Origin of the sequence: Virgibacillus aidingensis (assembly GCF_010994035.1) — a bacterium.
GTDB lineage: Bacteria > Bacillota > Bacilli > Bacillales > Amphibacillaceae > Virgibacillus_N.
Map to the genome: position 1 here is coordinate 12,488 of NZ_WIXN01000030.1, position 24,930 is coordinate 37,417.

Annotated in this window: 24 protein-coding genes; 20 read left to right on the forward strand and 4 right to left on the reverse strand. The window is 39.7% G+C overall.

Annotated features, from left to right (window positions below):
• Positions 1-79 precede the first annotated feature (79 nt).
• The 5 genes from GHD25_RS18395 (at position 80) to GHD25_RS18410 (ending at position 1,445) form a co-directional block, all read left to right on the forward strand.
• Complete coding sequence (locus GHD25_RS18395; protein ID WP_164219658.1) at positions 80-226, forward strand: FbpB family small basic protein; 147 nt, start codon at positions 80-82, stop codon at positions 224-226.
• A 138-nt stretch (positions 227-364) separates the two neighbouring features.
• Complete coding sequence (gene tlp, locus GHD25_RS18400; RefSeq protein ID WP_462943984.1) at positions 365-604, forward strand: small acid-soluble spore protein Tlp; 240 nt, start codon at positions 365-367, stop codon at positions 602-604.
• On the forward strand, positions 597-728 hold the full coding sequence (locus GHD25_RS20285) for a hypothetical protein (protein ID WP_276207855.1): 132 nt from the start codon (positions 597-599) through the stop codon (positions 726-728). Before tlp ends, GHD25_RS20285 begins: the two co-directional genes overlap by 8 nt.
• Complete coding sequence (locus GHD25_RS18405; RefSeq protein WP_240452421.1) at positions 721-1,143, forward strand: acyl-CoA thioesterase; 423 nt, start codon at positions 721-723, stop codon at positions 1,141-1,143. Before GHD25_RS20285 ends, GHD25_RS18405 begins: the two co-directional genes overlap by 8 nt.
• A 2-nt stretch (positions 1,144-1,145) precedes the next feature.
• On the forward strand, positions 1,146-1,445 hold the full coding sequence (locus GHD25_RS18410; protein ID WP_164219626.1) for a hypothetical protein: 300 nt from the start codon (positions 1,146-1,148) through the stop codon (positions 1,443-1,445).
• Positions 1,446-1,597: 152 nt separating this feature from the next.
• Here GHD25_RS18410 and GHD25_RS18415 read toward each other — a convergent pair whose 3' ends face one another.
• The 4 genes from GHD25_RS18415 to plsY form a co-directional block, all read right to left on the reverse strand.
• Positions 1,598-1,840, reverse strand: coding sequence for a HesB/YadR/YfhF family protein (locus GHD25_RS18415; RefSeq protein ID WP_462943986.1), 243 nt, complete (start codon positions 1,838-1,840; stop codon positions 1,598-1,600).
• A 72-nt stretch (positions 1,841-1,912) separates the two neighbouring features.
• Positions 1,913-2,143 (reverse strand): membrane protein insertion efficiency factor YidD, encoded by a 231-nt coding sequence (gene yidD, locus GHD25_RS18420; RefSeq protein ID WP_164219628.1) that lies wholly within the window; start codon positions 2,141-2,143, stop codon positions 1,913-1,915.
• A 96-nt stretch (positions 2,144-2,239) separates the two neighbouring features.
• Positions 2,240-3,178, reverse strand: a complete 939-nt coding sequence (folE2, locus tag GHD25_RS18425; protein ID WP_164219630.1) for a GTP cyclohydrolase FolE2 — start codon at positions 3,176-3,178, stop codon at positions 2,240-2,242.
• Between the two features lie 194 nt (positions 3,179-3,372).
• Positions 3,373-3,954 carry a glycerol-3-phosphate 1-O-acyltransferase PlsY gene (gene plsY / locus GHD25_RS18430; protein WP_164219632.1) on the reverse strand — a complete coding sequence of 194 codons (582 nt, stop codon included), beginning with the start codon at positions 3,952-3,954 and terminating at the stop codon, positions 3,373-3,375.
• Positions 3,955-4,132: 178 nt separating this feature from the next.
• Here plsY and GHD25_RS18435 point away from each other — a divergent pair, with 178 nt between their 5' ends.
• The 15 genes from GHD25_RS18435 to GHD25_RS18505 all read left to right on the forward strand — a co-directional run bounded on the left by GHD25_RS18435 (position 4,133) and on the right by GHD25_RS18505 (position 24,357).
• Positions 4,133-5,200, forward strand: a complete 1,068-nt coding sequence (locus GHD25_RS18435; RefSeq protein ID WP_164219634.1) for an ABC transporter ATP-binding protein — start codon at positions 4,133-4,135, stop codon at positions 5,198-5,200.
• Positions 5,197-6,720, forward strand: a complete 1,524-nt coding sequence (locus GHD25_RS18440; protein WP_205601387.1) for an ABC transporter permease/substrate-binding protein — start codon at positions 5,197-5,199, stop codon at positions 6,718-6,720. Before GHD25_RS18435 ends, GHD25_RS18440 begins: the two co-directional genes overlap by 4 nt.
• Positions 6,721-6,785: 65 nt before the next feature.
• Positions 6,786-7,211 carry a CoA-binding protein gene (locus tag GHD25_RS18445; RefSeq protein ID WP_164219636.1) on the forward strand — a complete coding sequence of 142 codons (426 nt, stop codon included), beginning with the start codon at positions 6,786-6,788 and terminating at the stop codon, positions 7,209-7,211.
• A 298-nt stretch (positions 7,212-7,509) separates the two neighbouring features.
• The gene (parE, locus tag GHD25_RS18450; protein ID WP_164219666.1) at positions 7,510-9,453 is read left to right on the forward strand and encodes a DNA topoisomerase IV subunit B; all 1,944 of its coding nucleotides are present in this window, start codon (positions 7,510-7,512) and stop codon (positions 9,451-9,453) included.
• A 20-nt stretch (positions 9,454-9,473) separates the two neighbouring features.
• Positions 9,474-11,927 (forward strand): DNA topoisomerase IV subunit A, encoded by a 2,454-nt coding sequence (gene parC / locus GHD25_RS18455; protein WP_164219638.1) that lies wholly within the window; start codon positions 9,474-9,476, stop codon positions 11,925-11,927.
• Positions 11,928-12,159: 232 nt separating this feature from the next.
• Positions 12,160-12,792 (forward strand): TetR/AcrR family transcriptional regulator, encoded by a 633-nt coding sequence (locus tag GHD25_RS18460; protein WP_164219667.1) that lies wholly within the window; start codon positions 12,160-12,162, stop codon positions 12,790-12,792.
• A 63-nt stretch (positions 12,793-12,855) separates the two neighbouring features.
• Positions 12,856-13,998 (forward strand): acyl-CoA dehydrogenase family protein, encoded by a 1,143-nt coding sequence (locus GHD25_RS18465; protein WP_164219640.1) that lies wholly within the window; start codon positions 12,856-12,858, stop codon positions 13,996-13,998.
• A gap of 84 nt (positions 13,999-14,082) precedes the next feature.
• Positions 14,083-15,438, forward strand: a complete 1,356-nt coding sequence (locus GHD25_RS18470; RefSeq protein WP_164219642.1) for an acetyl-CoA carboxylase biotin carboxylase subunit — start codon at positions 14,083-14,085, stop codon at positions 15,436-15,438.
• A 13-nt stretch (positions 15,439-15,451) separates the two neighbouring features.
• A complete protein-coding gene (locus GHD25_RS18475; protein ID WP_164219644.1) occupies positions 15,452-15,661 on the forward strand; it encodes an acetyl-CoA carboxylase biotin carboxyl carrier protein subunit in 210 nt (69 codons plus the stop codon).
• 62 nt (positions 15,662-15,723) lie between these two features.
• Positions 15,724-16,506: an enoyl-CoA hydratase gene (locus GHD25_RS18480; protein WP_164219646.1), complete on the forward strand. Its 783-nt coding sequence runs from the start codon at positions 15,724-15,726 to the stop codon at positions 16,504-16,506.
• A 17-nt stretch (positions 16,507-16,523) separates the two neighbouring features.
• A complete protein-coding gene (locus GHD25_RS18485) occupies positions 16,524-18,053 on the forward strand; it encodes an acyl-CoA carboxylase subunit beta (RefSeq protein WP_164219648.1) in 1,530 nt (509 codons plus the stop codon).
• Positions 18,054-18,510: 457 nt separating this feature from the next.
• Positions 18,511-18,969 (forward strand): flavin reductase family protein, encoded by a 459-nt coding sequence (locus GHD25_RS18490; protein WP_164219650.1) that lies wholly within the window; start codon positions 18,511-18,513, stop codon positions 18,967-18,969.
• A 277-nt stretch (positions 18,970-19,246) separates the two neighbouring features.
• A complete protein-coding gene (locus tag GHD25_RS18495) occupies positions 19,247-22,882 on the forward strand; it encodes a dynamin family protein (protein WP_164219652.1) in 3,636 nt (1,211 codons plus the stop codon).
• Complete coding sequence (locus GHD25_RS18500) at positions 22,872-23,735, forward strand: 5'-3' exonuclease (protein WP_164219654.1); 864 nt, start codon at positions 22,872-22,874, stop codon at positions 23,733-23,735. The genes GHD25_RS18495 and GHD25_RS18500 overlap by 11 nt, the downstream gene beginning before the upstream one ends.
• A 196-nt stretch (positions 23,736-23,931) precedes the next feature.
• A complete protein-coding gene (locus tag GHD25_RS18505; protein ID WP_164219656.1) occupies positions 23,932-24,357 on the forward strand; it encodes a PH domain-containing protein in 426 nt (141 codons plus the stop codon).
• Positions 24,358-24,930 lie beyond the last annotated feature (573 nt).

Consider the following 24,930-nt stretch of genomic DNA (forward strand, 5'->3'; position numbering starts at 1 on the left):
TTATCCCATATTTTTGAAGGATTTTGTTATATTCAATGACAGAAATGGCAATACTTGCTTTTAAAAGGAGTGAACCGCCATTTCTTTAAAACGCAAATTATCATTTGAAGAATTAGTCAGAGAGAACAGACAGCAAATATTAAAAGATCGATTACTGATGGAAAGAATTGAACAAAACATGGAAAACCGGATAAACCAACATGCCGGCAGTCAAAAAAAAGCTTAATTGTTTAAAAAAGTCTTTTCCTTTTTGCAAACTGAGGAAAAGGCTTTTTTATTATGTGGTTTGGGAAATTATTTCCAGTATACTTGTTTTTTTTCTAGAGACAATACCAAATAGATTACTTGGAAAAGGAGAATGAACATGTCTGAAAAGAAAAATACACGACCCAATCCGGATGACCGCAGCGATAACGTAGAAAAGCTGCAAAATATGGTTCAGGAAACGATTGCAAATCTGGAAGAAGCACATGATACGATGGAATTTGCATCAGGTGAAGAAAAAGAACAAATAATGGAGAAAAATAAACGCCGGGAAGAAGCCATTGAAGGCATGAGAGAAGAAATTAAAGATGAACACCGTTACAACAATCGTAATGAATAATTTATATGCCTTTAGCCTTGCATTATGGCTGGAGGCGTTTTATTTTATACATGAAAAGTTTTCCCGCACAAAACTTTATCGTCCATATGTTATTATTGCGGGGGAGGGATTTGCCGTTGAATAAGGTAAGTACAACAGTAGAGGTCAGGTATCAGGAAACAGACCAAATGGGTGTGGTTTACCACGGGAATTATCTTGTATGGTTTGAAATTGGACGGACAAAATTTATAGAGTCACTGGGTCTCAGTTATGCTGATATGGAAAAAAATAATGTCGTATCACCTGTAATTGATGCCAAGTTAAAATTTAAAAGGCCCTTTCGTTATGGTGACAAAGCGGTGATCGAAACATGGGTTGAAAAGTATAATGGCGTACGGACCATATATGGTTATCAGATTCTCGATGAGGAAGGCAATATAGGAGTAAGCGGCATAACGGAGCATGTAATAGTCAGAAGGGACAATTTTCGGCCTATATCTCTTCGAAAAGCTTTTCCAGATTGGCATGAGGCTTATGTCAAACAGATGGAAGGGGAATAGGGATGGCTTTTGGCATAAAAAGGGAAGAATTAAAAGCCTGGAAGCAGGATGTGCGTGATGGTAAAATAGCTATACTTACTCATTACTGGATAGATGATCGTTTTCCTGATTGTGATTCGGTCACAAAAGTCGGCTGCAGCAATATGGAGAAGCTGATTACTTGGGGAAAGAAATATGGGCTGAAACAAAAATGGATACACAAGGATCAAAAGTATCCGCACTTTGATTTGTTTGGCGAGTGGCAAAAAGAAGTTTTAAGTAAAGAAGGTAAATGGGATCAAATAGAGAAATTCCGTATTTAATAAAAATACCAATTATTTTAATGTGTTTAGCGGCCCCGGGGCAATAAATAAATGCTTAGCCACATCGCCGAAGCCGGCGGGATTCAATGGCACTGTTAATTTACCCATAGCTTAGAGGAAACCACTAAAAAACAAATAAGGCGCAATGCGCCTTATTTTTCTTTATATTCGAATTGGGGTTCTTGCATTTCGCTGTTATAAGATACGTGCAAATCGTTGTTTTCAAAATACCATGCATCTTTATTTTCTATAAAAAATGTAATACCTTCCAAATTGGCTGAGGCAAAAATGTCCATTGGTGTATCCTTTTTTACACCTAGCGAAAATCCCGGAATATGCCCTCCAAAGCCATAACGCACAAAGAATCGCAAATATGCATCTTTACCTAATTCCAATTCACTTTTATACCATTGTGCCGCCTCTGTACTAATTTGCAACTTGATAGCAACCATCTCCTTGTCAGGAATCTAACGGTGTTTTTCCTTCTTTTCCGGTACTAAATCTATGCCGCCCGGATGAAAGGGGTGACACTTACTAATTCGGATGATCGTTAAATAAGCCCCCTTTATGGCCCCGAACCGTTGAAAAGCCTCCAGACCATATTGGGAACAGGTAGGATGAAAACGGCAGGATGGAGGTTTGAACGGACTAATCGCAGCCCGGTAAAATTTAATCAGCCCAATAAAAATATACTTCATGGTTATAATAACCTTCTTATTCAAAGTTTGAATTTTTCTCTTCCATATACAATTATACGCCAAATGAATACAACTTTCCAAATTTTGTGTTGCAATTTACATCTCCCGATTACTGTTCTCTTTATTAAAAGTAACGGACGCAATAGCATCATGCATATGAATGGATTCTTCGTTCCGGCATGACACTTTAAATTTTCTTACAAAGGATAACTCATATAAATCTGCAGCGACCAGGCGGACCATGTCTTCCACAAATCTTGGATTTTCATATGCGGTTTCCGTTACCATTTTTTCATCGGGGCGCTTTAATACAGGATATAATTTTGCACTTGCATTGCTTTCGGCAGCTTCAAGCAGTTTTTCCTTCCAGTCTGCCTTTGTTTCATCAAACGCGTCATCCAAGTCAATTTCCATGGTAATTTTTCCCCGTTGGTTATGTGCACTGTACTCGCTAATCTCTTTTGAGCATGGACATAAAGTAGTGATTAAAGCAGAAAGTGATGCTGTTATGCTGTACCCGTGAACCCGGTCATAAGAAACCATGATGGAAACATCGGCATGATTCATGCCTGTTAGGCCGGATGTGGGACTGCTTTGATGGAAGAACCATGGAAAAGAAATTTCGACAGTGGTATCATCCTGTTCAAGACGGTCGGCCAGTGTTTCAGTAAAATTTTTCAGTGTTTTTATATCCACTCGAAAGCCATTTTGGGAATATGCAGTTAAAAGCTCCGTGAAACGGCTCATGTTTGTTCCTTTATTCGTTTGCTTTAATCCGGAAGTAAGTGTAAATACTGCTACCGTTGTTTGTTCCTTAGGTGCAAGTGTACTTTCCAGGGTGATGGGGTGTTTCACATTTGTGATGCCCACAGCATCCAGATCAAATAAAAAATCTTCCTTTGTATTTTGCAAGTCTGCCATTTCATGTTTATCGACAGGCTTTGTTCCAGGGGCGGGTTCCACAGACCCAAATAATCTATGTCTTTGTTCTTTATTTGGCAATTTTTTTTGCGGGAATGTTTTCAGTTTATCCATAACATGATCCCCTTTCTCTTCTAAACTAAAAACAAGTATACTTTACGTAAAATTAAGATTCAATTTATTGGATTTTACCTGTTTTTACTTAATTTCCATAGTACTTACCAACTGGTTCTTGCTTCCCCCGACAAAAAGGACTAAACATTAGACCGGTGTTTTCTTTGATTTCTAAAGATGCGATAGTTTTTTTTCTACATCCATTTTATCTTTGGCTCGGTCTTATTTTTAATACGCTTTAAATTGTCTTTATGTCTGTAAAAAACAAAGGCAGTTAAAATAGAAGTAACTATAATAAGACCGGTATCCTGAAAGATAATGGATACAATAATGGTAACAACCCCTGTAACCATGGAAGAAAGTGAAACATATTTGGATAAGTATAGGGTTAAAATAAATGTACTTATCATAATAAGAAATAAAATCGGATTGATTCCCAATATAATTCCGCCCGATGTGGCTACCGCTTTTCCGCCTTTAAATCGGGCAAATATTGGATAAGTATGACCGGCTACAGCAAACAGCCCGATTGCCAATCGGTATACATCGGCACCGAATAAAAGCGGGATCAACACAGCTGCCGTTCCTTTTAAAATATCTGCAAGGGTTACCGCGATCCCGGCTTTGATGCCCAGTACACGGAATGTATTTGTAGCACCAAGGTTTCCGCTGCCATGTTCCCTAATATCTAATTTGTAAAAGATTTTTCCTACGATAAGTGCGGAGGGTATCGATCCAAGTAAATAAGCTATAATACCAAAAATAATATATTCCATCTAACTTCCTACTTTCGTATTATTTCATAAAATGATCATGATACTTATTTTAGCATGAAGTCCTGTAAGAAAGAACATCAAATAACATTTTCTTCGGTAAAAGAAGCTTATTCATGTTTCACCAGTGTTAATAAAGGGTACTTATTTAAGTCAGTTGTTAATAGTATGGGGGAATTCCATGATAGAGTTTAAACAAGTCTCAAAAACGTATCCGGATGGTACGGAAGCAATGAAGGATATATCTTTTAAAGTGGAAGAAAGTGAAATGGTAACGTTAATTGGTCCAAGCGGCTGCGGGAAGACCACAGCAATGAAAATGGTAAACAGATTGATAGAGCCAACTTCAGGGTCTATCTTAATTAATGGAGAAGATGTTAATGAATATAATATCAACGAATTGCGCTGGAATATTGGCTATGTGCTGCAGGAAATTGCCTTATTCCCTCATATGACGATAAGTGAAAATATTTCTGTGGTACCTGAAATGAAAAAATGGAAACGAAATGATATTCGAAACAGAACACATGAATTGATGGAAATGGTAGGTTTAGATCCTTCTACATATGAAAACAGATATCCGAGAGAACTATCCGGCGGCCAGCAGCAGCGGATAGGCGTTGTCAGGGCTTTGGCAGCTGATCCTGATATTATTTTGATGGATGAGCCTTTTAGTGCGCTGGATCCCATCAGCCGGGAACAATTGCAGGAAGATATCCGCAGCCTGCAGAAGGAAATCAAAAAAACAGTCCTTTTCGTCACCCATGATATGGATGAAGCAATGGCACTTGGCGATAAAGTTATATTAATGAAAGACGGGGAAATTATTCAGCATGATGTTCCTCAGCAATTGATTCTGAACCCTAAAACTGAATTTGTCAGAGACTTTATCGGAGAGAAAAAGTCGCCATGGCTGACCGCTGTTGACGTAATAGCCGACCATGATAATAAACATGTGATTACAAAACAATGCTTTGAAACAGGAAATTACCCGAAGTCTGAAATTGCAATAATTAAAGATGAAAATAACCAATTTAAAGGTGCAGTAAAAAACGAAGAATTTATCAGTTTAAAAACGTTGGACAATGATTTGCCTCTTTATAAGGCTGCTGAGATATTGGAAAAGAATGAACAAACGATCTATCCAGTGGTAAAAGGAAAAAAGCTGGCAGGAGTTTTAACATATAAAGACATCGTATTCTACTTAAAAAGAAATACAAAAGTGAAAAATGGGGTGATTCAAACGTGAATGAATTCATCTCAGTTTTTCAAAACCGTCAAGGAATGCTGCTTGAAAAAATTTGGGAGCATCTGCAAATATCGCTTACTTCCCTCTTGATTGCCATTATTATTGCTGTCCCGCTTGGTTTAGTGCTTACCAGATATCAGCGTGCAGCAGAGCCAATTATTGGTTTGTCAGCAATTATGCAAACTATTCCGAGCTTAGCGGTGCTGGCATTTTTAATTCCATTCTTTGGAATTGGCATTACGCCTGCAATTATTGCTTTAACTTTATATGGACTGCTGCCTATTCTGAGAAATGTTTATACTGGAATAAAAGAAGTGGATCCAGCATTAAAAGAGGCTGCTACAGGAATGGGGATGTCTTCTTTCCGGCGATTAACAAAAGTTGAGCTTCCCATTGCCACACCAGTGATCATGGCAGGGATCCGGACTTCCATGGTATTAATTGTTGGTACTACTACAATTGCTGCATTAATCGGTGCAGGCGGATTAGGCGAGGTTATTCTTTTGGGGCTTGACAGGGGAGCAGACGTTAATTTAATCATTCTTGGTGCAATTCCTGCGGCATTATTAGCCATTGCACTGGATTTCATTTTAAGGGGATTTGAACGGTTTTCCACAAAGTTTGGAATCAAAGCTTTTGTTTCCATGGTGGTCATTGTACTACTTGTTGTACTTTCACCTCTGTTCATCACCTCGAACAAGGCAGATTTGGTCATTGGAGGAAAATTAGGTGCAGAACCGGAAATACTTATTAACATGTACAAGCTATTAATTGAGGAGGAAACAGATTTAACGGTGGATTTGGAACCGGGTCTGGGAAAGACGGCATTTGTATTCAGCGCGCTTGAAGAAGGAAGCATTGATATATTTCCCGAGTTTACGGGAACAGCGATTGTAACACATATGGATGCAGAAGCAGAAAGCAATGATGCAAGAGAGGTTTATGAGCAGGCGAGAGCCGGCATGAATGAAATGTATGGTATGGTGTTGTTAGAACCAATGGAATTTAATAATACGTATACCGTGGCCACAACGCAGGAATTTGCTGATGCACATGATCTGGAGGAAATTGGTGACCTGCAGCAAATAGAAGACGAAACTGTAGCTGGTTTTACGCTTGAATTTAACGACAGGTACGATGGTTATGTGGGAATGCAGGATGTGTACGGCCTTGATATTGCTGATGTGCGAACAATGGAACCGGGGATCAGGCAAGGTGCTATAGAAAATGATGAGGTAGACATCATAGATGCTTATGCTACCGACAGTTATATGGTAGAATTGGAATTAGTTACATTGGATGATCCGGAAAATTTATTTCCGCCATATCAGGGGGCGCCGCTGTTGAGAAACGAAACCCTTGAGCAGCATCCTGAACTGGAGGAAATTTTAAACCAGCTTGGTGGAAAAATCACAGATGAAGAAATGCGGGAAATGAATTATCAGGTAGATTACGAAGACAGATCAGCAAATGATGTGGCCAGAGAGTACTTAGAAGAACAAGGACTAATTGCCGGATAAGAAAAGCAGGAAAATTCCTGGTTAAATTGCTAGCCGGCAGAGTAAAAATTTAAGGAGGCTAATTAATGGCTTGGCAAAACCCTTCAAGTGAAAAAGTAAAAGAAATTTTGGAAACCGCAAAAACCATTGCGGTCGTAGGATTGTCCAAGAATCCGGACAGAACATCTTATCAGATATCGAAAATAATGCAGGAAAATGGGTATAAAATTATTCCCGTCAACCCTACAGTTGATGAAGTGCTTGGTGAAAAGGCTTACGCCACATTGGAAGAGCTGCCGGAGGAAGTGGACATCATTAATGTGTTCAGAAGGCCTGAGTTTTTGCCTGATATCGCAGAAGATGCCGCAAAGACAAATTGCCGTGTTTTCTGGGCACAACAGGGAGTGGTAAACCAGGAAGCATATGACTATCTGACGGAACGTGGTTTTACTGTAATCATGGATCTCTGTATTAAAGTGCAGCATGCCGTATTGGGTGTCTCCGGCAAATAATCAAAAAAAGCTGGAAAAGGATGGCAAAAGCAATGTCATCCTTTTTTAACGGTTAAAATTTCTGTACAGATCCGGAAGTAAAGGCGCAATCACGCTGGCATATGCTATACAAGCATCTTTTAAATATAGTATACTGAATATCATGCTCATGATTGATTAACATGATATTATTGGAAATTGGCGTTTCTTTTGGTTTACGATAATCATAAACAGATGTCCAGCATGAAAAAATTTGAATAGAAATATTTATACTTGCTTATCATTGAAAGGAGAAGAGAGCAGCTTGAATCAAAAAAATATGCAGTACTCGGATGACTCGATTCAAGTTTTGGAAGGACTTGATGCGGTAAGAAAAAGGCCAGGTATGTATATTGGCAGCACCGATTTGCGCGGTTTGCACCATTTGGTATTTGAAATCGTGGATAATGCTGTTGATGAATCTTTGGCCGGGTATGGAAATGTGATAAAAGTAACCATACATAAGGATAACAGTGTATCTGTTACGGACAATGGCCGGGGAATACCGACCGGCATACACCAGACGGGAAGACCAACGACTGAGGTAATTTTCACAGTGCTTCATGCGGGCGGTAAATTTGGCCAGGGCGGATATAAAACCAGCGGCGGGCTGCATGGTGTGGGCGCCTCTGTAGTAAATGCGCTTTCCGAATGGCTGGAAGTAACCATTCACCGGGATGGACATACGTATTATCAACGCTTTGAAAATGGCGGAAAACCCGCTGGATCCCTTGAAAAAAAAGGGCCAACCAGAAAAAAAGGTACAACGATTCATTTTAAACCCGACCCAAGTATCTTCTCTGTAACTTCCTATGATTATGAAATCCTCTCGGAAAGATTAAGGGAATCGGCTTTTCTGTTGAAGGGCCTGAAAATCGATATTAGAGATGAAAGAAATGAAATAGAGGAATCCTTTGAATACCCGGAGGGCCTAAAGTCATTTGTTGACTATTTAAACGAAGATAAAGATGCATTGCACCAGGTTGTTTCTTTTGATGGAGAGCATCATGGCATTGAAGTAGATTTTGCCTTTCAGTTTAATGGCGGCTATGCAGAAAATATGCTTTCCTTTGTCAATCATGTACGGACCAAAGACGGTGGGACGCATGAGTCCGGGGCCAGAACGGCAATAACAAGAGCATTTAATGAGTATGCAAAAAAGTCTGGTCTGTTAAAAGAAAAGGATAAAAACCTGGAGGGGACAGATATAAGGGAAGGATTAACCGCAATTGTATCCGTTCGGATTACGGAAGAAAAATTGCAGTTTGAAGGTCAGACGAAAGGAAAATTAGGAACAACGGAAGCCAGATCCGGTGTAGATGCTGTCGTTTCCGAAGGGCTATCCTATTTTCTTGAGGAGAATGGAGAAATTGCGGGGCTGTTAATTAAAAAAGCAGTAAAGGCAAAAGAGGCACGTGAGGCAGCCAGAAAAGCCCGGGAGGATGCCAGAACCGGGAAGAAAAAAAGGCGGAAAGATGCATTATTAAGCGGTAAGCTGACTCCTGCCCAGTCAAGAAACCCAAGCAAAAATGAATTGTATTTAGTGGAGGGCGATTCTGCAGGAGGATCAGCAAAGCAAGGGAGAGACCGGAAATTCCAGGCGGTGCTGCCGCTCCGGGGAAAGGTTATTAACACGGAAAAAGCAAAACTGGAAGATGTCTTTAAGAATGAGGAAATATCAACCATTATCCATACAGTAGGAGCAGGTGTTGGCGGGGATTTTGATTTAAGTGATGTGCAATATGATAAAATCATTATTATGACTGATGCTGATACGGATGGTGCTCATATTCAAGTGCTGCTGCTCACATTTTTCTACAGGTATATGCGGGAGCTTGTAGAAACAGGAAAAATATATATTGCACTTCCGCCGCTCTATAAAATTTCCAAAGGAAAAGGGAAAAAAGAACAGATTATTTATGCCTGGGATGAACAGGAAAGGGAAGAGGCAGTAAAAAAGTTAAAAAATGGATATATTATACAGCGTTACAAAGGTCTCGGTGAAATGAATGCGGACCAGCTGTGGGAAACAACAATGAATCCGGAAACCCGCACATTGATCCGTGTCACCCTGGACGATCTTGCCAGAGCAGACCGCAGAGTTACTACCTTAATGGGGGATAAAGTAGCACCAAGGAGAAAATGGATTGAAAGCCATGTTGAATTTGGCATGGTGGAAGATGATAATATATTGGAAAACGAAAAGATTCAAACAGAAGCATGAGTTTATAGGGGGGAATTGGTTTGCCACAATCAGAAACATATATAGACCTTCCTTTAGAAGAAGTGATTGGCGATCGATTTGGAAGATACAGTAAATATATAATACAGGACAGGGCATTGCCGGATGCGCGGGACGGGTTAAAGCCTGTGCAGCGGAGAATCTTATATGCCATGCACCAGGAAAGAAATACTTTTGAAAAAAACTTTCGCAAGTCCGCCAAAACAGTTGGGACTGTCATCGGAAATTATCACCCGCATGGTGATTCTTCAGTATACGAAGCGATGGTCCGGCTTAGCCAGGATTGGAAAATACGTAATGTCTTAATTGAAATGCATGGAAATAACGGGAGTATTGATGGAGACCCCCCTGCGGCAATGCGTTACACAGAGGCAAGATTGGCCAGGATTTCTTCTGAACTGTTGCGGGATATTGAAAAGGAAACGGTGGATTTTATTCCTAACTTTGATGATACATTATTAGAACCGGTTGTGCTTCCATCCAAATTTCCAAGCTTGCTTGTCAATGGTTCCACAGGGATTTCTGCAGGGTATGCTACAGATATACCACCCCATAACCTTGCTGAAGCTATTGATGCCGTAATCATGAAAATAGATAAACCGCAGTCTGATGTGGATCAGCTTATGGAAGTGCTGAAAGGGCCTGATTTTCCAACAGGAGGCATTATCCAGGGCAAAGAAGGCATAAAAGAAGCTTACGAAACAGGAAAAGGCAAAATTATTTTGCGGGGAAAAACAAAAATAGAAAAAATGCGCGGCGGCCGGGAACAAATTATTATTGAAGAAATCCCTTATGAAGTCAATAAAGCTAATATGGTAAAGAAAATGGACGAGCTTCGCATTGATCGAAAAGTGGAGGGTATTGCCGAAATACGGGATGAAACAGACCGGACCGGTCTAAGAGTAGTAATAGAGCTGAAGAAAGGTGTGGACAGTGAAGGTGTATTGAATTACCTGTTTAAAAATACGGATTTACAAATAACGTATCATTTTAATATGGTAGCGATTCAGGATAAAACACCAAAGCTTTTGTCCCTGTCTGATCTCCTGGACGCTTATATTGAACATCAAAAACAGGTTGTCATACGGCAATCAACCTATGATTTAAATAGAGCACAGGAACGGGCGCATATTGTAGAGGGGTTAATTAAAGCGATTTCCATTTTGGATGAATTAATCACTGTAATCAGGGCATCAAAAGATAAACAGGATGCCAAAAAGAGTATCATGGATCAATTCGGCTTTTCAGAAGCACAAGCCGAAGCCATTGTTACATTACAGCTGTACCGTTTGACAAACACGGATATAAAATCACTGGAAAAAGAAGCTGCGGAATTAAAGAAAGAGATTCATGAGCTTGAAGCCATTTTGCAAAGCGACAAGAAGCTGCTTCAAACCATTAAAAAAGATTTAAGGCAAATTAAGAAAACTTTTGCGGATGAACGAAGAACGATGATAGAAGATAAAATAGAAGAATTAAAAATAAATATTGAAGTAGTCGTACCTAAGGAAGATGTGCTTGTTTCTGTCACCAAAGCAGGTTATGTAAAAAGAACAAGCCTAAGGTCTTACTCTGCCTCGAATGGAGAAGACTTTGCCATCAAAGATAATGACCATCTTATAGGACTTGTGGAGTTGAATACGACAGATACTGTACTGTTATTTACAAATAGAGGCAATTATTTATGTTTGCCGGTCCATAAGCTATCCGATATCCGCTGGAAAGACCTGGGTCAGCATATTTCCAATATCGTACCAATCGAAAATGATGAACAAATTGTCCAATGTATACCGGTAAGAAAATTTGAAGCAGGTTCATATCTCGTATTTTTCACAAAAAACGGAATGATAAAGCGGAGCGCAATTCAGCTTTACGAGGCACAAAGATATACCAAAGCACTAATAGCATTGAATTTAAAAGATGATGATGAAGTTGTCAATGTCTGTCAGACGGATGGCAATTCGGATATATTTATTACATCCAGCAAAGGTTTTGGCCTTTGGTATCATGAAACAGAAGTAAAAGCAGTAGGACAGCGTGCAGCAGGTGTGAAAGCAATTCAACTGAAAGATGGAGACTTCGTAGTGAATGCCCATACTTTTGACGATTTGTCTGCACCATCGATTTTGCTTATTACGCAGCGCGGAGCATGTAAACGGATGAAACTGCAGGAAATGGAAAAAACCAGCAGGGCAAAAAGAGGCAAGCTGATGCTCAGGGAGCTGAAAAGCAAGCCGCATTATGTGAAAGGATTCTATCTGGTTCATGAAAATAATACGATACGATTTTTAACCGAAAAGGAAGAAAACCATTCCATATTTCCGCTGGAATTTCCTTTAAGTGACAGAACAAGCAATGGCTCGTTTGTTATTGATGCGGATAATCATGGGAAAGTAGTGGAAGTATGGAAAGAAGCTGAATACGAAAAACCATTTGATAATGGGCAGGAAGATTAATTTCTCCTGTCCGCTTTTTTTCATATTAGAAGGGATAATATAATAACTCATTCGGGTAATTTAAATATTTCAGGTCTTCATGGAAAATCACGAACGTATGCATTTAAATGACAAACAAATATTAGTTATTCTAATAAGTCTTTTGAAAAAGTTCCTATAAATAATGAAAACGCTTTATATATTCGGAATAAAATGTTAGAATAAGAAATAAATTTTAGAAAGGAGTGAGAATATAAAGGATTTACGCTGGGAGATTATACAATCTTCCCTAACTTTATTTGAAAAATACGGCTTTCACGGTGTTTCCGTAAATCAGATTGTAAAGGAAGCAGGAACCTCAAAGGGCGGCTTTTATCATCATTTCTCATCAAAAGATGAATTGCTGTATGTGATACACGATGCGTTCATCACGCATGTCATTCATAAAGCAATGATTGCCAACAATACATATGCGTCGCCAACAAAAAAGCTGCAGGCGATTATTAAAGATTTCGTCAAGGTATTTGATCTGTATAAGGCTCATCTTGCTGTATTTTACCAGGAAAATAAATACTTACGGCCGGAATATGATAAACAGATAAAGAAAAAAAGGGATGAATTTCGGCATATGATTGTTCAGGTGATCAGTGAAGGGAAAAACAGTGGTGAATTCCGCCGGGATCTTTCAGTGGATATTACTGCGATGGCCGTACTCGGGATGGTTAACTGGATATATAAATGGTATCAGCCGGACGGGGAAAATTCGATAGAGGAAATCGGAGATATTTTTACGGATTTAATATTACATGCGGTCTTAAAGCCGGAATTCATTAAAAATACGGAGTATAGTCAATTATTAATTGAAAAGACATTCTTTTCGAATTAATATTTTTTTAACAACGATGCAGACCGACTGGTCGGTCTCCATGATTTTTACAGGAGGGAAAAGATGAATTTTGAATTAACGAAAGAACAGCGTATGATCAAAAAAATGGTCAGGGATTTTGCAGAAGATTCCATCAGACCAAAGGCAATACAAATTGACAAAGAAGCAAGGTTTCCGGTTGAAATTTTTGAACAGATGGCCGAATTGGGTTTAATGGGTATTCCCTTTCCGGAGGAGTATGGCGGCTCAGACGGGGATACGCTCTCCTATGCACTGGCAGTGGAGGAAATCGGGCGTGTATGCGGAAGCACGGGTTTAAGCTATGCAGCAGCTGTTTCCCTTGGGGCCAGCCCTATTTATTATTTTGGAACAGAGGAGCAGAAACAAAAATATTTAACCCCACTGGCAAACGGGAAAGCTTTAGGCTCTTTTGGATTAACCGAACCGAATGCGGGGTCGGATGCAGGCGGCACAAAAACCACTGCAGTGGAAGATGGCGCCGATTATATTATAAACGGAGAAAAATGTTTTATTACAAATGCCAGCTTTGCTGAAACAATTATTGTAACCGCTGTCACCGGAAAACAGTCCAATGGCAAAAATATTATCTCGGCAATTATTGTTCCTGCAGACAGTGAAGGACTTACGATCACAAGCAATTATGATAAGATGGGCGTAAGAGGTTCCGACACAGCGGAAATCATCCTGGACAATGTACGGGTGCCAAAGGAAAATTTACTCGGGGATCCGGAGAAAGGTTTTAAACAATTTTTGTATACATTGGACGGGGGCAGAATTTCCATTGCTGCACTGGGGCTCGGAATCGCACAGGCCTCACTTGAAAAGGCGCTTGACTATGCGAAAGAGAGAAAACAGTTTGGGAAATCGATTTCCTCATTTCAGGCTGTTCAATTTAAGCTGGCAGATATGTCAATGGAAGTTGAACTGGCAAGGAATATGGTACATAAAGCTGCCTGGCTGAAGGACCAGGATAAACCTTTCAGCAAAGAAGCGGCATATGCAAAGCTTTATGCTACCGAAACGGCATTCCGGGCTGCAAATCAGGCGATCCAGATTCATGGCGGCTATGGTTACATGCGTGAGTATGAAGTAGAAAGATATTTGCGTGATGCGAAGCTATTGGAAATAGGGGAAGGAACGTCCGAGATACAACGGCTTGTCATTGCAAGACAATTAGGCTGCTAGTTTTAAAAATGATAGATTAAAAAAACTGCAGCAATAGCCAATAATAAAAAAGCCAATGGGATAACGCCAGTTAGGAGGAAGTTCATGATTCAAAAAGTTCTAATAGCAAACCGCGGCGAAATTGCTGCCCGCATCATACGTTCATGTCAAAAAATGGGGATCAGGACAGTTGCCGTCTACTCTGATGCCGACCAGAATGCACCATATGTAAAAATGGCGGATGAAGGCTACCTGATTGGACCGCCCCGGGTCAATGAAAGCTATTTAAATGTGGATAAAATTGTTGCTGCGGCAAAAGATTCGGGTGCAGATGCGATACATCCCGGCTACGGATTTTTAAGTGAAAATGAGGATTTCGTTAAACGCTGCCAGGATGAGGGCCTCATTTTTATCGGTCCATCCAGTGATGTAATAAAACAGATGGGGAGTAAAATAGCTGCCAGAAAAGCAATGCAACAAGCAGGTGTTCCGGTTGTGCCCGGTACGGATGGAGCAGTGGCTTCTTTGGAGGAAGCTATGGAAACAGCGCAATCCATCGGTTACCCGGTAATGCTGAAAGCGTCAGCCGGCGGCGGCGGGATTGGGATGCAAATTGTGGCTTCAGAAGATGAACTGGCAAAGGCATTTGAAAATAATTCAAAACGTGCGTTAACCTTTTTCGGTGACGGGTCCATGTTTATAGAGAAAAAACTGGAAAATGCACGCCATATAGAAATACAGATTCTTGCCGACCAGCATGGAAATGTAATTCACCTGTTTGAACGCGAATGCTCCATCCAGCGGCGAAACCAAAAAGTAATTGAAGAGGCACCATCCGCATTTATTTCGGAAAAGACCAGAAAACAAATGGGAGAGGCGGCAATTAATGCTGCTATTGCATTACGGTACTCAAATGCAGGAACCATTGAATTTCTCGTAGATGAAAATGAAAACTTTTATTTTCTGGAAATGAATACAAGAATTCAAGTGGAACATCCCGTTACGGAAGAAATAACCGGGCTGGATATTGTGGAACAACAGCTGAAAATCGCACAGGGGGAAAGGCTGCACTTTACACAGGAAGATATAAAAATAAACGGCCATGCAATGGAAGCTCGGATCTATGCGGAGGATCCGGTTACATTTTTCCCTTCTCCCGGACATATAACTAAATTTGACATCCCAACTGGTAAGGCTGTGCGAAATGAACTTGCCGTAACAGAGAAGTCAGATGTAACCCCTTTTTATGATCCAATGATCGGCAAGCTCATTGTGAGAGGCGAAACACGACAGGAATCTATTTCTTTATTAAAACAAGCCCTGGCGCAATATAAAATAGAAGGAATAAAAACGAATATTCCCATGCTGTTAAAAGTAGTAGATCTTGAACAGTTTAAAATGGGGAATACAACTACAGATTTTGTTCAAAAGCATTATTTACCATTAGTACAAACAAATTAGGGAGGAATAGTTTATGGAATTAAAAGCAAATATGGCAGGGAATGTATGGAAGATAACCGTAAATCAGGGAGATAAAGTGGAATCCGGACAGGATGTTGTTATATTGGAATCCATGAAGATGGAAATACCAATTGCTGCTGAAGAAGCCGGCACTGTTGCTGAATTGAAGGTGAATGAAGGGGACTTTGTCAATGAAGGTGATGTTATAGCAGTGATTGATTAATCTGCTGTAATGTTTCCTTTAAATATAAATCTCATACATGCTAATTGATTTGGGAGGTAAAAATGACGCAGCTGATAGATTATGAGAAAATGAAGGAACATATCGGTCTGATCACGCTTAATCGGCCGGAAGCAGCCAACGCCATGTCAAAAACTTTATTGGAAGCATTAAGAGACACAGTCCATGAGATCGACAATGACCCAACTGTTTATTGTGTGATTATAACCGGAGCAGGAGAAAAGGCTTTCTGCGCCGGAGCTGATTTAAAAGAAAGAAAAGGTATGTCCGAAGCCCAGGTGATTGAGACTGTAAAGTTTATTGGTGAAACAGTAACTTTGATTGAACATATGAAAGTTCCGGTTATTGCAGCCATAAATGGTGCAGCTTTTGGGGGTGGACTTGAGCTGGCATTGGCCTGTGATATTCGGATTGCAGCCAAAAGTGCAAAAATGGGCTTGACAGAAACGTCCCTTGCTATTATACCGGGAGCCGGCGGTACACAGCGTCTTCCCCGATTGATTGGACCAGGTCAGGCAAAGAAGCTTATTTATACTGCGTCCCCAGTAAATGCCGAAGAGGCTTTATCCTTAGGACTTGTGGAGGGAATTGCTGAAAATGAACCAGTACTCGAAACGGCATTACAGATGGCTGAAAAAATTGCCGGAAATGGACCTATTGCTTTAAAACAAGCGAAAACTGCTATAAACAATGGAATGCAAATGGACGTTTCAACAGCACTTAATTTAGAGCACCTTGCCTACAGAGAAACTATACCTACCAGGGATCGTCTTGAAGGATTACAGGCATTCCGTGAAAAGAGAAAGCCTGTATACACGGGCGAATGAAGCAGGAGGATGTAATAATGTCATACATGGAAGACTTACAAAAGCGAATAAGTAAAATTGAAAAAGGCGGGCTGGAAAAATATCACAAAAAAAACGAAGAAAAAGGAAAGTTATTTGTAAGAAAACGGTTAGAACTATTGTTTGATAAAGGTATGGATATAGAAGATGCCTTTTTTGCCAACTGTATGGATGATTCCCTTCCGTCAGACGGGGTTGTTACAGGGATAGGTAAAATAAATGGCCAATCTGTTTGTGTTATGGCGAACGACTCGACCGTAAAGGCAGGTTCGTGGGGAAAAAGAACGGTTGAAAAAATTATCCGTATTCAGGAAACAGCTGAGAAGCTGGAAATCCCGATGTTATACTTAGTTGATTCGGCCGGAGCGCGGATAACAGATCAAATTGAAATGTTTCCGGGCAGACGCGGTGCAGGAAGAATTTTCCACAATCAAATAAAACTATCCGGACGGGTACCTCAGGTTTGTTTATTATTTGGTCCTTCAGCAGCAGGCGGGGCTTACATTCCGGCATTTTGTGACATTGTCATTATGGTGGATGGGAATGCTTCCATGTACTTGGGATCTCCCCGAATGGCTGAAAAGGTCATTGGCGAAAAAGTATCCCTCGAAGAGATGGGGGGAGCAAGCATGCATTGCTCTGTCTCCGGGGTTGGTGATGTACTCGTAAAAACCGAAGAGGAAGCTATTGCTTATTCACGCAATTATTTAAGCTACTTTCCGGCAAACTTCAGAAACAAACCAAAGGAGCTGGAAGCAAAGGAAAAAAAGGAATTTGAAAAATCTATTACTGATATTCTTCCCGAAAATCAAAACGCTCCATTTGATATGCATGAATTAATCAATCGTGTTATTGATGAGGACAGTTTTTGCGAAATCAAGAAGAAGTTTGCGCCGGAACTTATTACCGGCCTTGCCAGAATAGATGGAAAATCGGTTGGAATTATTGCAAACCAGCCAAGGATGAAAGGTGGTGTACTATTTCACGATTCCGCAGATAAAGCAGCTAAATTTATGCAATTATGTGATGCTTTCCATATCCCGCTGTTATTCCTGGTAGATGTACCCGGTTTTATGATTGGTACGAAGGTAGAACGTGCCGGCATTATTCGTCACGGTGCGAAAATGCTGTCTGCCATGAGTGAAGCTACGGTGCCTAAAATATCTGTAATTGTTAGAAAAGCCTATGGGGCAGGTTTGTATGCCATGGCCGGTCCTGCATTTGATCCTGATTGCTGTCTGGCATTTCCAACCGCTCAAGTGGCGGTAATGGGGCCGGAAGCAGCTGTTAACGCAGTATACGCAAATAAAATAGCAGAACTGCCGGAAGAAGATCGCCCGGCATTTATTAAAGAAAAGCAGGATGAGTACAAGGATAATATTGATATATACAGATTAGCATCCGAAATGGTCGTGGATGCAGTCATTGACCCGAATAAATTAAGGGAAGAACTTATAAACCGGTATGCTGTCTATGAAAACAAAAATGTAACCTTCACGGAAAGAAAGCATGGAGTATACCCGGTTTAGGTTTTACTGATATTTTCTTTTTGACAGGCAGGAAAGGCAAATGCTTTTCCTGCCTTCATATTTACTAAATTTGCATGTTTGATGTGGTATCCCTGGCGGGGGAAACCTTTTGATCCGGAATCGCTGTGTTGGCATAAGATGTACTGGGAGAGGAGACAACTAAATAACACGTGGGGGTCAAACAGAAACAGCGGGAACGCCTTTGGCTGATGCTGCCTGGCTTATACCTATGAAGCCGGGCTGGCAGGTTTCAATTATTTCAATAGCATGGACACATGTATGAATCTCCTGCAAAATAAAATATAATAACAATAGTACTTTATTTACCGGCAACATTTTATCCAAAAGGAATTCCGTTACTTTACAATATTCTTATTATGTAAACAAAAAACAACTTTATTCATTTATCTTCTGTAAAATGATATGCTTACCCTAACGGAAAAGGGGGAAATGAACAATGGACAGCCGATTGTTTCGTGATGTCATGGGGCAATTTGCCACTGGCATTACCATTGTATCAACAAAACATGATCATGAGATACAGGCAATGACTGTAAATGCTTTTATGTCTGTTTCATTAGAACCAAAGCTGGTAGCAGTTTCCATAGATGAAAACGCCAGTATGTATCCCATCTTACAAAAGGAAAAAAAATTTGGCATAAGTATATTATCAGAAGAACAAAAAGATCTTGCCATGATCTGCGCAAGACAGAAGGAAATGGACAGGGAAATTCCTTTTATTCAAATGGACGGGGTACCTGTCATTGATTACTCGATTGCGGTTCTTTCCTGCAAGGTTGATGGCACTGTTAAAGCAGGTGACCATATGATTTTTATAGCCGAAGTGACAGATCTAAAATTAAATAAAGCAAATCCTCTCCTATTCCATGCAGGAAAATACAAGGCATTAGAATGAGGTTATTAAATACCGGTCATTGCTATGATTGGTATTTTTTTATATATACGTTTATAGGTTGATGGCGGGAAGAGGATCAGCTGTACTTTGCCGTAAAAGAAACAGTTTCCTGGAAGCTAAAATTTTAAAGTCTTAAATATAAAAAAGCTGACACTCACCTCCGGAGTTTTTCTAATATGTGAAAGTACAACCAGAAAATTAATGGTAGAAAAAGCATGCAAAGTCTCGTATAATAGACGCTGACAGAGGATATGAGAAGGGACATGAAAACGTGATATTGAAGGAAAAAACAGGATCAAATGTGAAATTGCATCATTTGGCTTCTCTATATCAGATGATGATTGAAAATAAAGATAAAGAAAGTGCAGCAAAAATGCTGGAACTGTATGAAAAGCTGGAAAAGAAGGAAACGATCATTACTTTCGCGGGGCATTTTTCAGCAGGGAAATCATCAATGATTAATAGCTTGCTGAATTCCGATATTTTACCGAAGAGTCCAATCCCGACAAGTGCAAATATTGTAGAACTATCCTCGGGTGAAGGAACAGCGCGTGTTTATTTTAACAGCCAGGAACCTGTGGAATACAAGGAACCTTATGACATGGAAATGATTAAGGAATATTCAAAAGATAAGGATGCCATTAAAAGGATCGAGATCAGCACATCCGGGCAAATCATCCCCGACGGCTGTAAAATCATGGATACACCCGGCATTGATGCTGCAGATGATGCAGATCGATTAATGACAGAAGCCTCATTGCACTTGGTTGATGTGCTCTTTTATGTCATGGATTATAACCATGTGCAGTCAGAAGTCAATTTAAAATTTCTGCAAAGCCTGCAGAGTCAAAAAATACCTTTTTATGTGATCATCAATCAGATTGATAAGCATGATGAATCCGAACTTTCTTTTTATGAATTCGATAAGAGTATTAAACAAACGTTTGATCAATGGGGTTTATCCCCGGAAAATATCTTTTACTCATCCTTATTCGCCCCTTCCATGAAGCAAAACGAACTGCCGGAAATAAAAAATACACTTTTTGCAATAATGGGAGAGGAAAGAGAAGCATTTACCAGAGTGGATCAAGCGGTAAAAAATGTAATGGACGCCCATAAGCTATTCCTGAAAAACAAATATGATGAAAAATATTCGTTTCAAGACATGCATGCAGATGAGAGTTTGGATATTACCGAAATAGATTCATTGAAAATGGAACAGAAACAAATGGATGCCGATCTTTTACAGTTACAAGATGATTTTTACCATGAATTAAGGCAAACATTAAAGAATGCCTATTTGATGCCTTCCGATTTAAGGGATAAAGCAGCAGATTTCCTGGAATCAAGGCAAAGTGATTTTAAAATAGGTTTTCTCAATAGCAGGAAGAAAACCGAACTGGAAAAAGAAGAGAGACTGCAGTCATTTATCAGCGCTTTGCGGGAAACAATGGAAATATCCATTCAATGGCGGCTGCGCGACAAATTTACTGCGTTATTAAGTAACCATCCTGAAAACCATCGAATGCTGCAGGATGAAATTCGGCATCTGGCCATAGAATATACGGAAGAAGATCTGATTAAATTGATCAAACCCGGCGCCAAATTAAATGGAGATTTTGTACTGAATTATACCAATGATGTCTCAGCTGACATAAAAAATAAATTCAGGCAAAAATCCCGTAAATTATGGGAGGCAATATCCAATTCCATTCAGGATAGAAATGAAGAAAGGCGCCTGGAGCTGGAAAAACGAATTAATCAATTGGAGCAATTACGGGATAAGCTGCAGGCAAAAGCTGAAGGGGAGCAGGAACTGAAGGAAAAGACAGCGGCGGTTGATTTCCAGCTGGATTTGGAAGCTGCGAATGAAGCAGCATGGGAATTAATTGAAAACGAAAAGATAGACAGACAACAGCCTTTAAAAGTGGTTACAGACTTTTACCGTACTGCACCTAAATCTGTTAAACAAGAAGAGAAGTCAGATTCTGCTGCTGAAAAAGAAAATACTGATTCTCCTCCGGTGGACAATGTACTTCATCGCATAGACAAAGCTATAGAGACAGTAAAGGAATTGCCGGGTTTTCAAACGATCATCCATGATTTAAAACGGAAGCAAAGCCGTTTAACAAATCGCTCTTATACCATTGCTTTATTCGGTGCGTTTAGCGCGGGTAAATCTTCCTTTGCCAATGCACTGCTGGGGGATAAAGTACTGCCGGTATCCCCAAATCCGACAACAGCTGCCGTTAATCGAATTAATCCGGTAAATGATCGGTATGCGCATGGAACTGTGGTGGTAACACTAAAGAGTAAAGAAACACTGCTTCATGATTTGCAGGAAATCACAAAAAAATTCTCTCCATCCATCCGGGAATTTGAGGAATTGCTGGACTGGGCAAGCAGTAATCGGATTTACCAGCATGAACAATTAAATCATTTATACCAATCTTATTTACGGGCAATGATTAATGGATATCAGAATGCAAAAGAAAATATAGGCAATAAAATATCGATTAATCTGGAAACGTTCAGTGAATATGTAACAGACGAAACGAAAGCTTGCTATATTGAGTCCATAGATTTATATTATGACTGCTCTGTAACAAGGCAGGGCATCAGCCTGGTAGATACTCCGGGTGCAGATTCTGTAAACGCAAGGCATACGAATACAGCATTTGATTATATCAAGCATGCCGATGCCATTCTTTATGTAACCTACTATAATCACGCCTTATCCCGTGCCGACAAAGATTTTCTTATGCAGCTTGGACGGGTAAAAGAAGCATTTGAAATGGATAAAATGTTTTTCGTTATTAATGCTGCAGACTTGGCTAATGATGAACGGGAGCTGCAGTTAGTGAGTAATTATGTAGAAGAACAATTAGTGCAATTGGGTGTGCGTTTTCCGCGGCTGTACCCTGTATCCAGCAAACAATCATTGCATAATAAGCTGGAAGGAAAAAGATTAAACAGCCAAATGGAGGAATTTGAAAAGGCATTTTTCCATTTTATCCATTACGATATCACAGCTTTAACAGTGAATGCAGCCATATGGGACCTTCAGCGTCTTTATACCCGGACACGGAATTATTTACATTCATTAAACATGGATCAGGAAGAAAAAGAAGCTTTAAAAGTATCTTTAACAGCTAAAAAAGATAGATTAAATAAGACCATTGCCGGGATAAAAACAAATGTTTATGAAACACAAATAAAGCAGAAAATAGAGAAGCAATTATTTTATGTGATAGAGAGATTATCCATCCGCTTCCATGATATGTTTAAGGAAATGTTTAACCCTGCAACTATCACGGAATCAGGCAAACAGGGTCAATCCCAGCTGCAGACAAGTATGGAAAATCTTATTGACTATACTGCTTTTGAATTGCTGCAGGAACTGCAGGCAGTCTCATTAAGGGTGGAAAGTGAAATGGGCACATTGGCAAAAAATTTGTATCATGCCCTTTCGGAACAATGCCTGAAGATTGATGAATCATTAACATTGGCAGAGTTTGAAATGAGTGGGCTGGAAACCCCAGTATACCTGAAAGAATTTCCTGCCGATGTAAGATCCTTTAATAAAATATTATCGAATTTTCGGGGGACAAAAGCTTTCTTTGCGAAAAACGAAAAAGAAATAATGAAAGAAGCGCTATATGAAAAGTTAAAGCCTCTTGCAGAAGGTTATATGCGGGAAAATAAGCTGATTATGCAAAGTGGATATCATGAACAGTGGAAAAATCTGGTGGAGAATATGAAAGCGGAAGTAAAAGAGAATGCAAATAACCATATTGATCATTATATTGAAATGTTATCCAAGCCTGTTGATTTGGCGACAGTGAAAGAAAAAGAACAGGTATTGAAGAAAATACTCAAATGGAATACGGGAGACAGGGATAATGGAAAATAAACAGGTATTATTAGTGGATGGAATGGCTTTATTATTTCGCGGGTTTTTTGCTACAGCATTCCGCGGGAACTTTATGAAAACAAGCAGCGGGATGCCAACAAACGGAATCTACCAATTTTTACGCTATTTTCTGGACGCGGTAGACAAATTCCAGCCAACACATGTTATCTGCTGCTGGGATATGGGAAGCAAAACATTTCGCACGGATTTATATGAAGGATATAAACAGAACCGTGCGGAACCGCCTGAAGAGCTTGTGCCCCAGTTCGATTTAATTAAGGAAGTGATTGATGCTTTTGACATTCCGAATATAGGAATAAATAATTTTGAAGCAGATGATTGTATTGGAACACTGGCAAGCATGTATGCTGCGGAGAATGAGGTTACTATTCTAACTGGTGATCAGGATATATTGCAGCTTGTACAGGAAAATGTAAGTGTCGCAATCATGCGCAAAGGACAGGGCAATTATGAAGTATTTAATTCGGAAAATTTCTATGAAAAAATGAGTATTTATCCGAAACAAGTGATTGACCTAAAAGGGTTGATGGGGGATGCTTCAGATAATTATCCCGGCGTAAAAGGAATAGGGGAAAAAACGGCTTTAAAATTGATACGGGAGTATGAAACTATTGACAGCTTGCTAGAAAATATGGACGAGCTTCCTAAAGGCATAAGAAATAAAATAAATTTGAATATGGATATGATGCATTTATCAAGAACCCTTGCAGAAATAAAATGTGACGTCCCAGTCAGCTGTGAATTAACTTCAGCAAGATGGCAATTTGACAAAACAAAAGTAGAAGATAAATTTAATGAGCTGGAGTTTAAAAACCTCAGCAAATTATTATAGCTTCCAAGTTTTATTGGCCGCGCGGCAGGGAAGGGGGGAGGTGTTCACCTTCTCTTCCGATTTTGCAGGCAAGGGGTTTTATGGTGGGACGGCATCCTAGTCCTTTGTTACGGATATACAAAGTGGACAAGAACAATTGATTGAAAAACTAATAAATTTTCCTTATTAATGGAGAATACCGACAGGAGGAATCATCATGCAGTTCCCCTCTAAAAAAGACGGCTGGATCACCGGCCTTGTATGGGGCGTCTCCATAGCCGGTGTCCTTATACCGGCTATTGCAGGCAATCCGCTATCCTCGATGGTCATTTTGCCATTGGCCCTATTTCTTTTATGGTTTTGGTTTAAAACGGACTACAGAATAGCAGAAAACAAAATAAAAATAAGATATGGTCCAATCAGGCAGACGGTGCCAATTGAGGATATCAGAAGCATTCGTAAAATCAAGAGCAGATTCGCTGCCGCGCCGGCTTTATCATCAGATCGGATACAAATTGATTACAGTAAATATGACATGGTTAGAATTTCTCCGGAAAACGAGCAAAAGTTCGTAAAAATGATTCTTGAAGTAAATCCGGATATTTTGCTGGATCAGCAGTTGAAAAAGCTAAAAAAGCAATAACAGACGCCTTCAACTTACACTTAAAGATGGGGAAATGCTTTGGTCTATTTCACCAAATCTTTATCTATGAAGAATAATTATTGACTATTTATCGACAATAACATTTGATATCTCTTTTAAAATAATTTTTCTGATATAATATAATTAAAGAAACTAATTGTGACAGATTGAACTTCGGGCCCCGGGATTCCTCAGTATATTGTAAACAAGTAAAGGAGTTCTGCGGCTAAGAAAGTGCCAGCTAACGCTATGACAATTTTTATACCCCCGGAACACTTCATTTTTATTGATAATGCAGAGTGTTTAACAAACTAAAAGAGGCAGTTAAATTTATTTAAATTCTGTCACAATGTTATTTATATAAGTATAAATAGGAGGGGTTGTTCCATGGTGTGGTTTTTGGTCTACGGTGTATTTTGCCTTTTACTGCAGGTTTTTGTTAACAAAATGGAGATACATGATGAACTGATTCCTGAATAGAAAGGAATATGAATAGATTACAGCTTGAACTGCCCCCTGTCAAGTAGACAGTGGAAATAATAAAAACGATTTATGCGGCCATAGCTCTATATT

What these genes read in the sequence shown, in the direction of transcription:
- tlp (WP_462943984.1), top strand. Translation starts at nt 365, where the DNA reads ATGTCTGAAAAGAAAAATACACGACCCAATCCGGATGACCGCAGCGAT.
- GHD25_RS20285 (WP_276207855.1), top strand. Translation starts at nt 597, where the DNA reads ATGAATAATTTATATGCCTTTAGCCTTGCATTATGGCTGGAGGCGTTT.
- GHD25_RS18410 (WP_164219626.1), top strand. Translation starts at nt 1,146, where the DNA reads ATGGCTTTTGGCATAAAAAGGGAAGAATTAAAAGCCTGGAAGCAGGAT.
- yidD (WP_164219628.1), bottom strand. Translation starts at nt 2,143, where the DNA reads ATGAAGTATATTTTTATTGGGCTGATTAAATTTTACCGGGCTGCGATT.
- folE2 (WP_164219630.1), bottom strand. Translation starts at nt 3,178, where the DNA reads ATGGATAAACTGAAAACATTCCCGCAAAAAAAATTGCCAAATAAAGAA.
- plsY (WP_164219632.1), bottom strand. Translation starts at nt 3,954, where the DNA reads ATGGAATATATTATTTTTGGTATTATAGCTTATTTACTTGGATCGATA.
- GHD25_RS18435 (WP_164219634.1), top strand. Translation starts at nt 4,133, where the DNA reads ATGATAGAGTTTAAACAAGTCTCAAAAACGTATCCGGATGGTACGGAA.
- GHD25_RS18445 (WP_164219636.1), top strand. Translation starts at nt 6,786, where the DNA reads ATGGCTTGGCAAAACCCTTCAAGTGAAAAAGTAAAAGAAATTTTGGAA.
- parE (WP_164219666.1), top strand. Translation starts at nt 7,510, where the DNA reads ATGCAGTACTCGGATGACTCGATTCAAGTTTTGGAAGGACTTGATGCG.
- GHD25_RS18465 (WP_164219640.1), top strand. Translation starts at nt 12,856, where the DNA reads ATGAATTTTGAATTAACGAAAGAACAGCGTATGATCAAAAAAATGGTC.
- GHD25_RS18470 (WP_164219642.1), top strand. Translation starts at nt 14,083, where the DNA reads ATGATTCAAAAAGTTCTAATAGCAAACCGCGGCGAAATTGCTGCCCGC.
- GHD25_RS18475 (WP_164219644.1), top strand. Translation starts at nt 15,452, where the DNA reads ATGGAATTAAAAGCAAATATGGCAGGGAATGTATGGAAGATAACCGTA.
- GHD25_RS18480 (WP_164219646.1), top strand. Translation starts at nt 15,724, where the DNA reads ATGACGCAGCTGATAGATTATGAGAAAATGAAGGAACATATCGGTCTG.
- GHD25_RS18485 (WP_164219648.1), top strand. Translation starts at nt 16,524, where the DNA reads ATGTCATACATGGAAGACTTACAAAAGCGAATAAGTAAAATTGAAAAA.
- GHD25_RS18490 (WP_164219650.1), top strand. Translation starts at nt 18,511, where the DNA reads ATGGACAGCCGATTGTTTCGTGATGTCATGGGGCAATTTGCCACTGGC.
- GHD25_RS18500 (WP_164219654.1), top strand. Translation starts at nt 22,872, where the DNA reads ATGGAAAATAAACAGGTATTATTAGTGGATGGAATGGCTTTATTATTT.
- GHD25_RS18505 (WP_164219656.1), top strand. Translation starts at nt 23,932, where the DNA reads ATGCAGTTCCCCTCTAAAAAAGACGGCTGGATCACCGGCCTTGTATGG.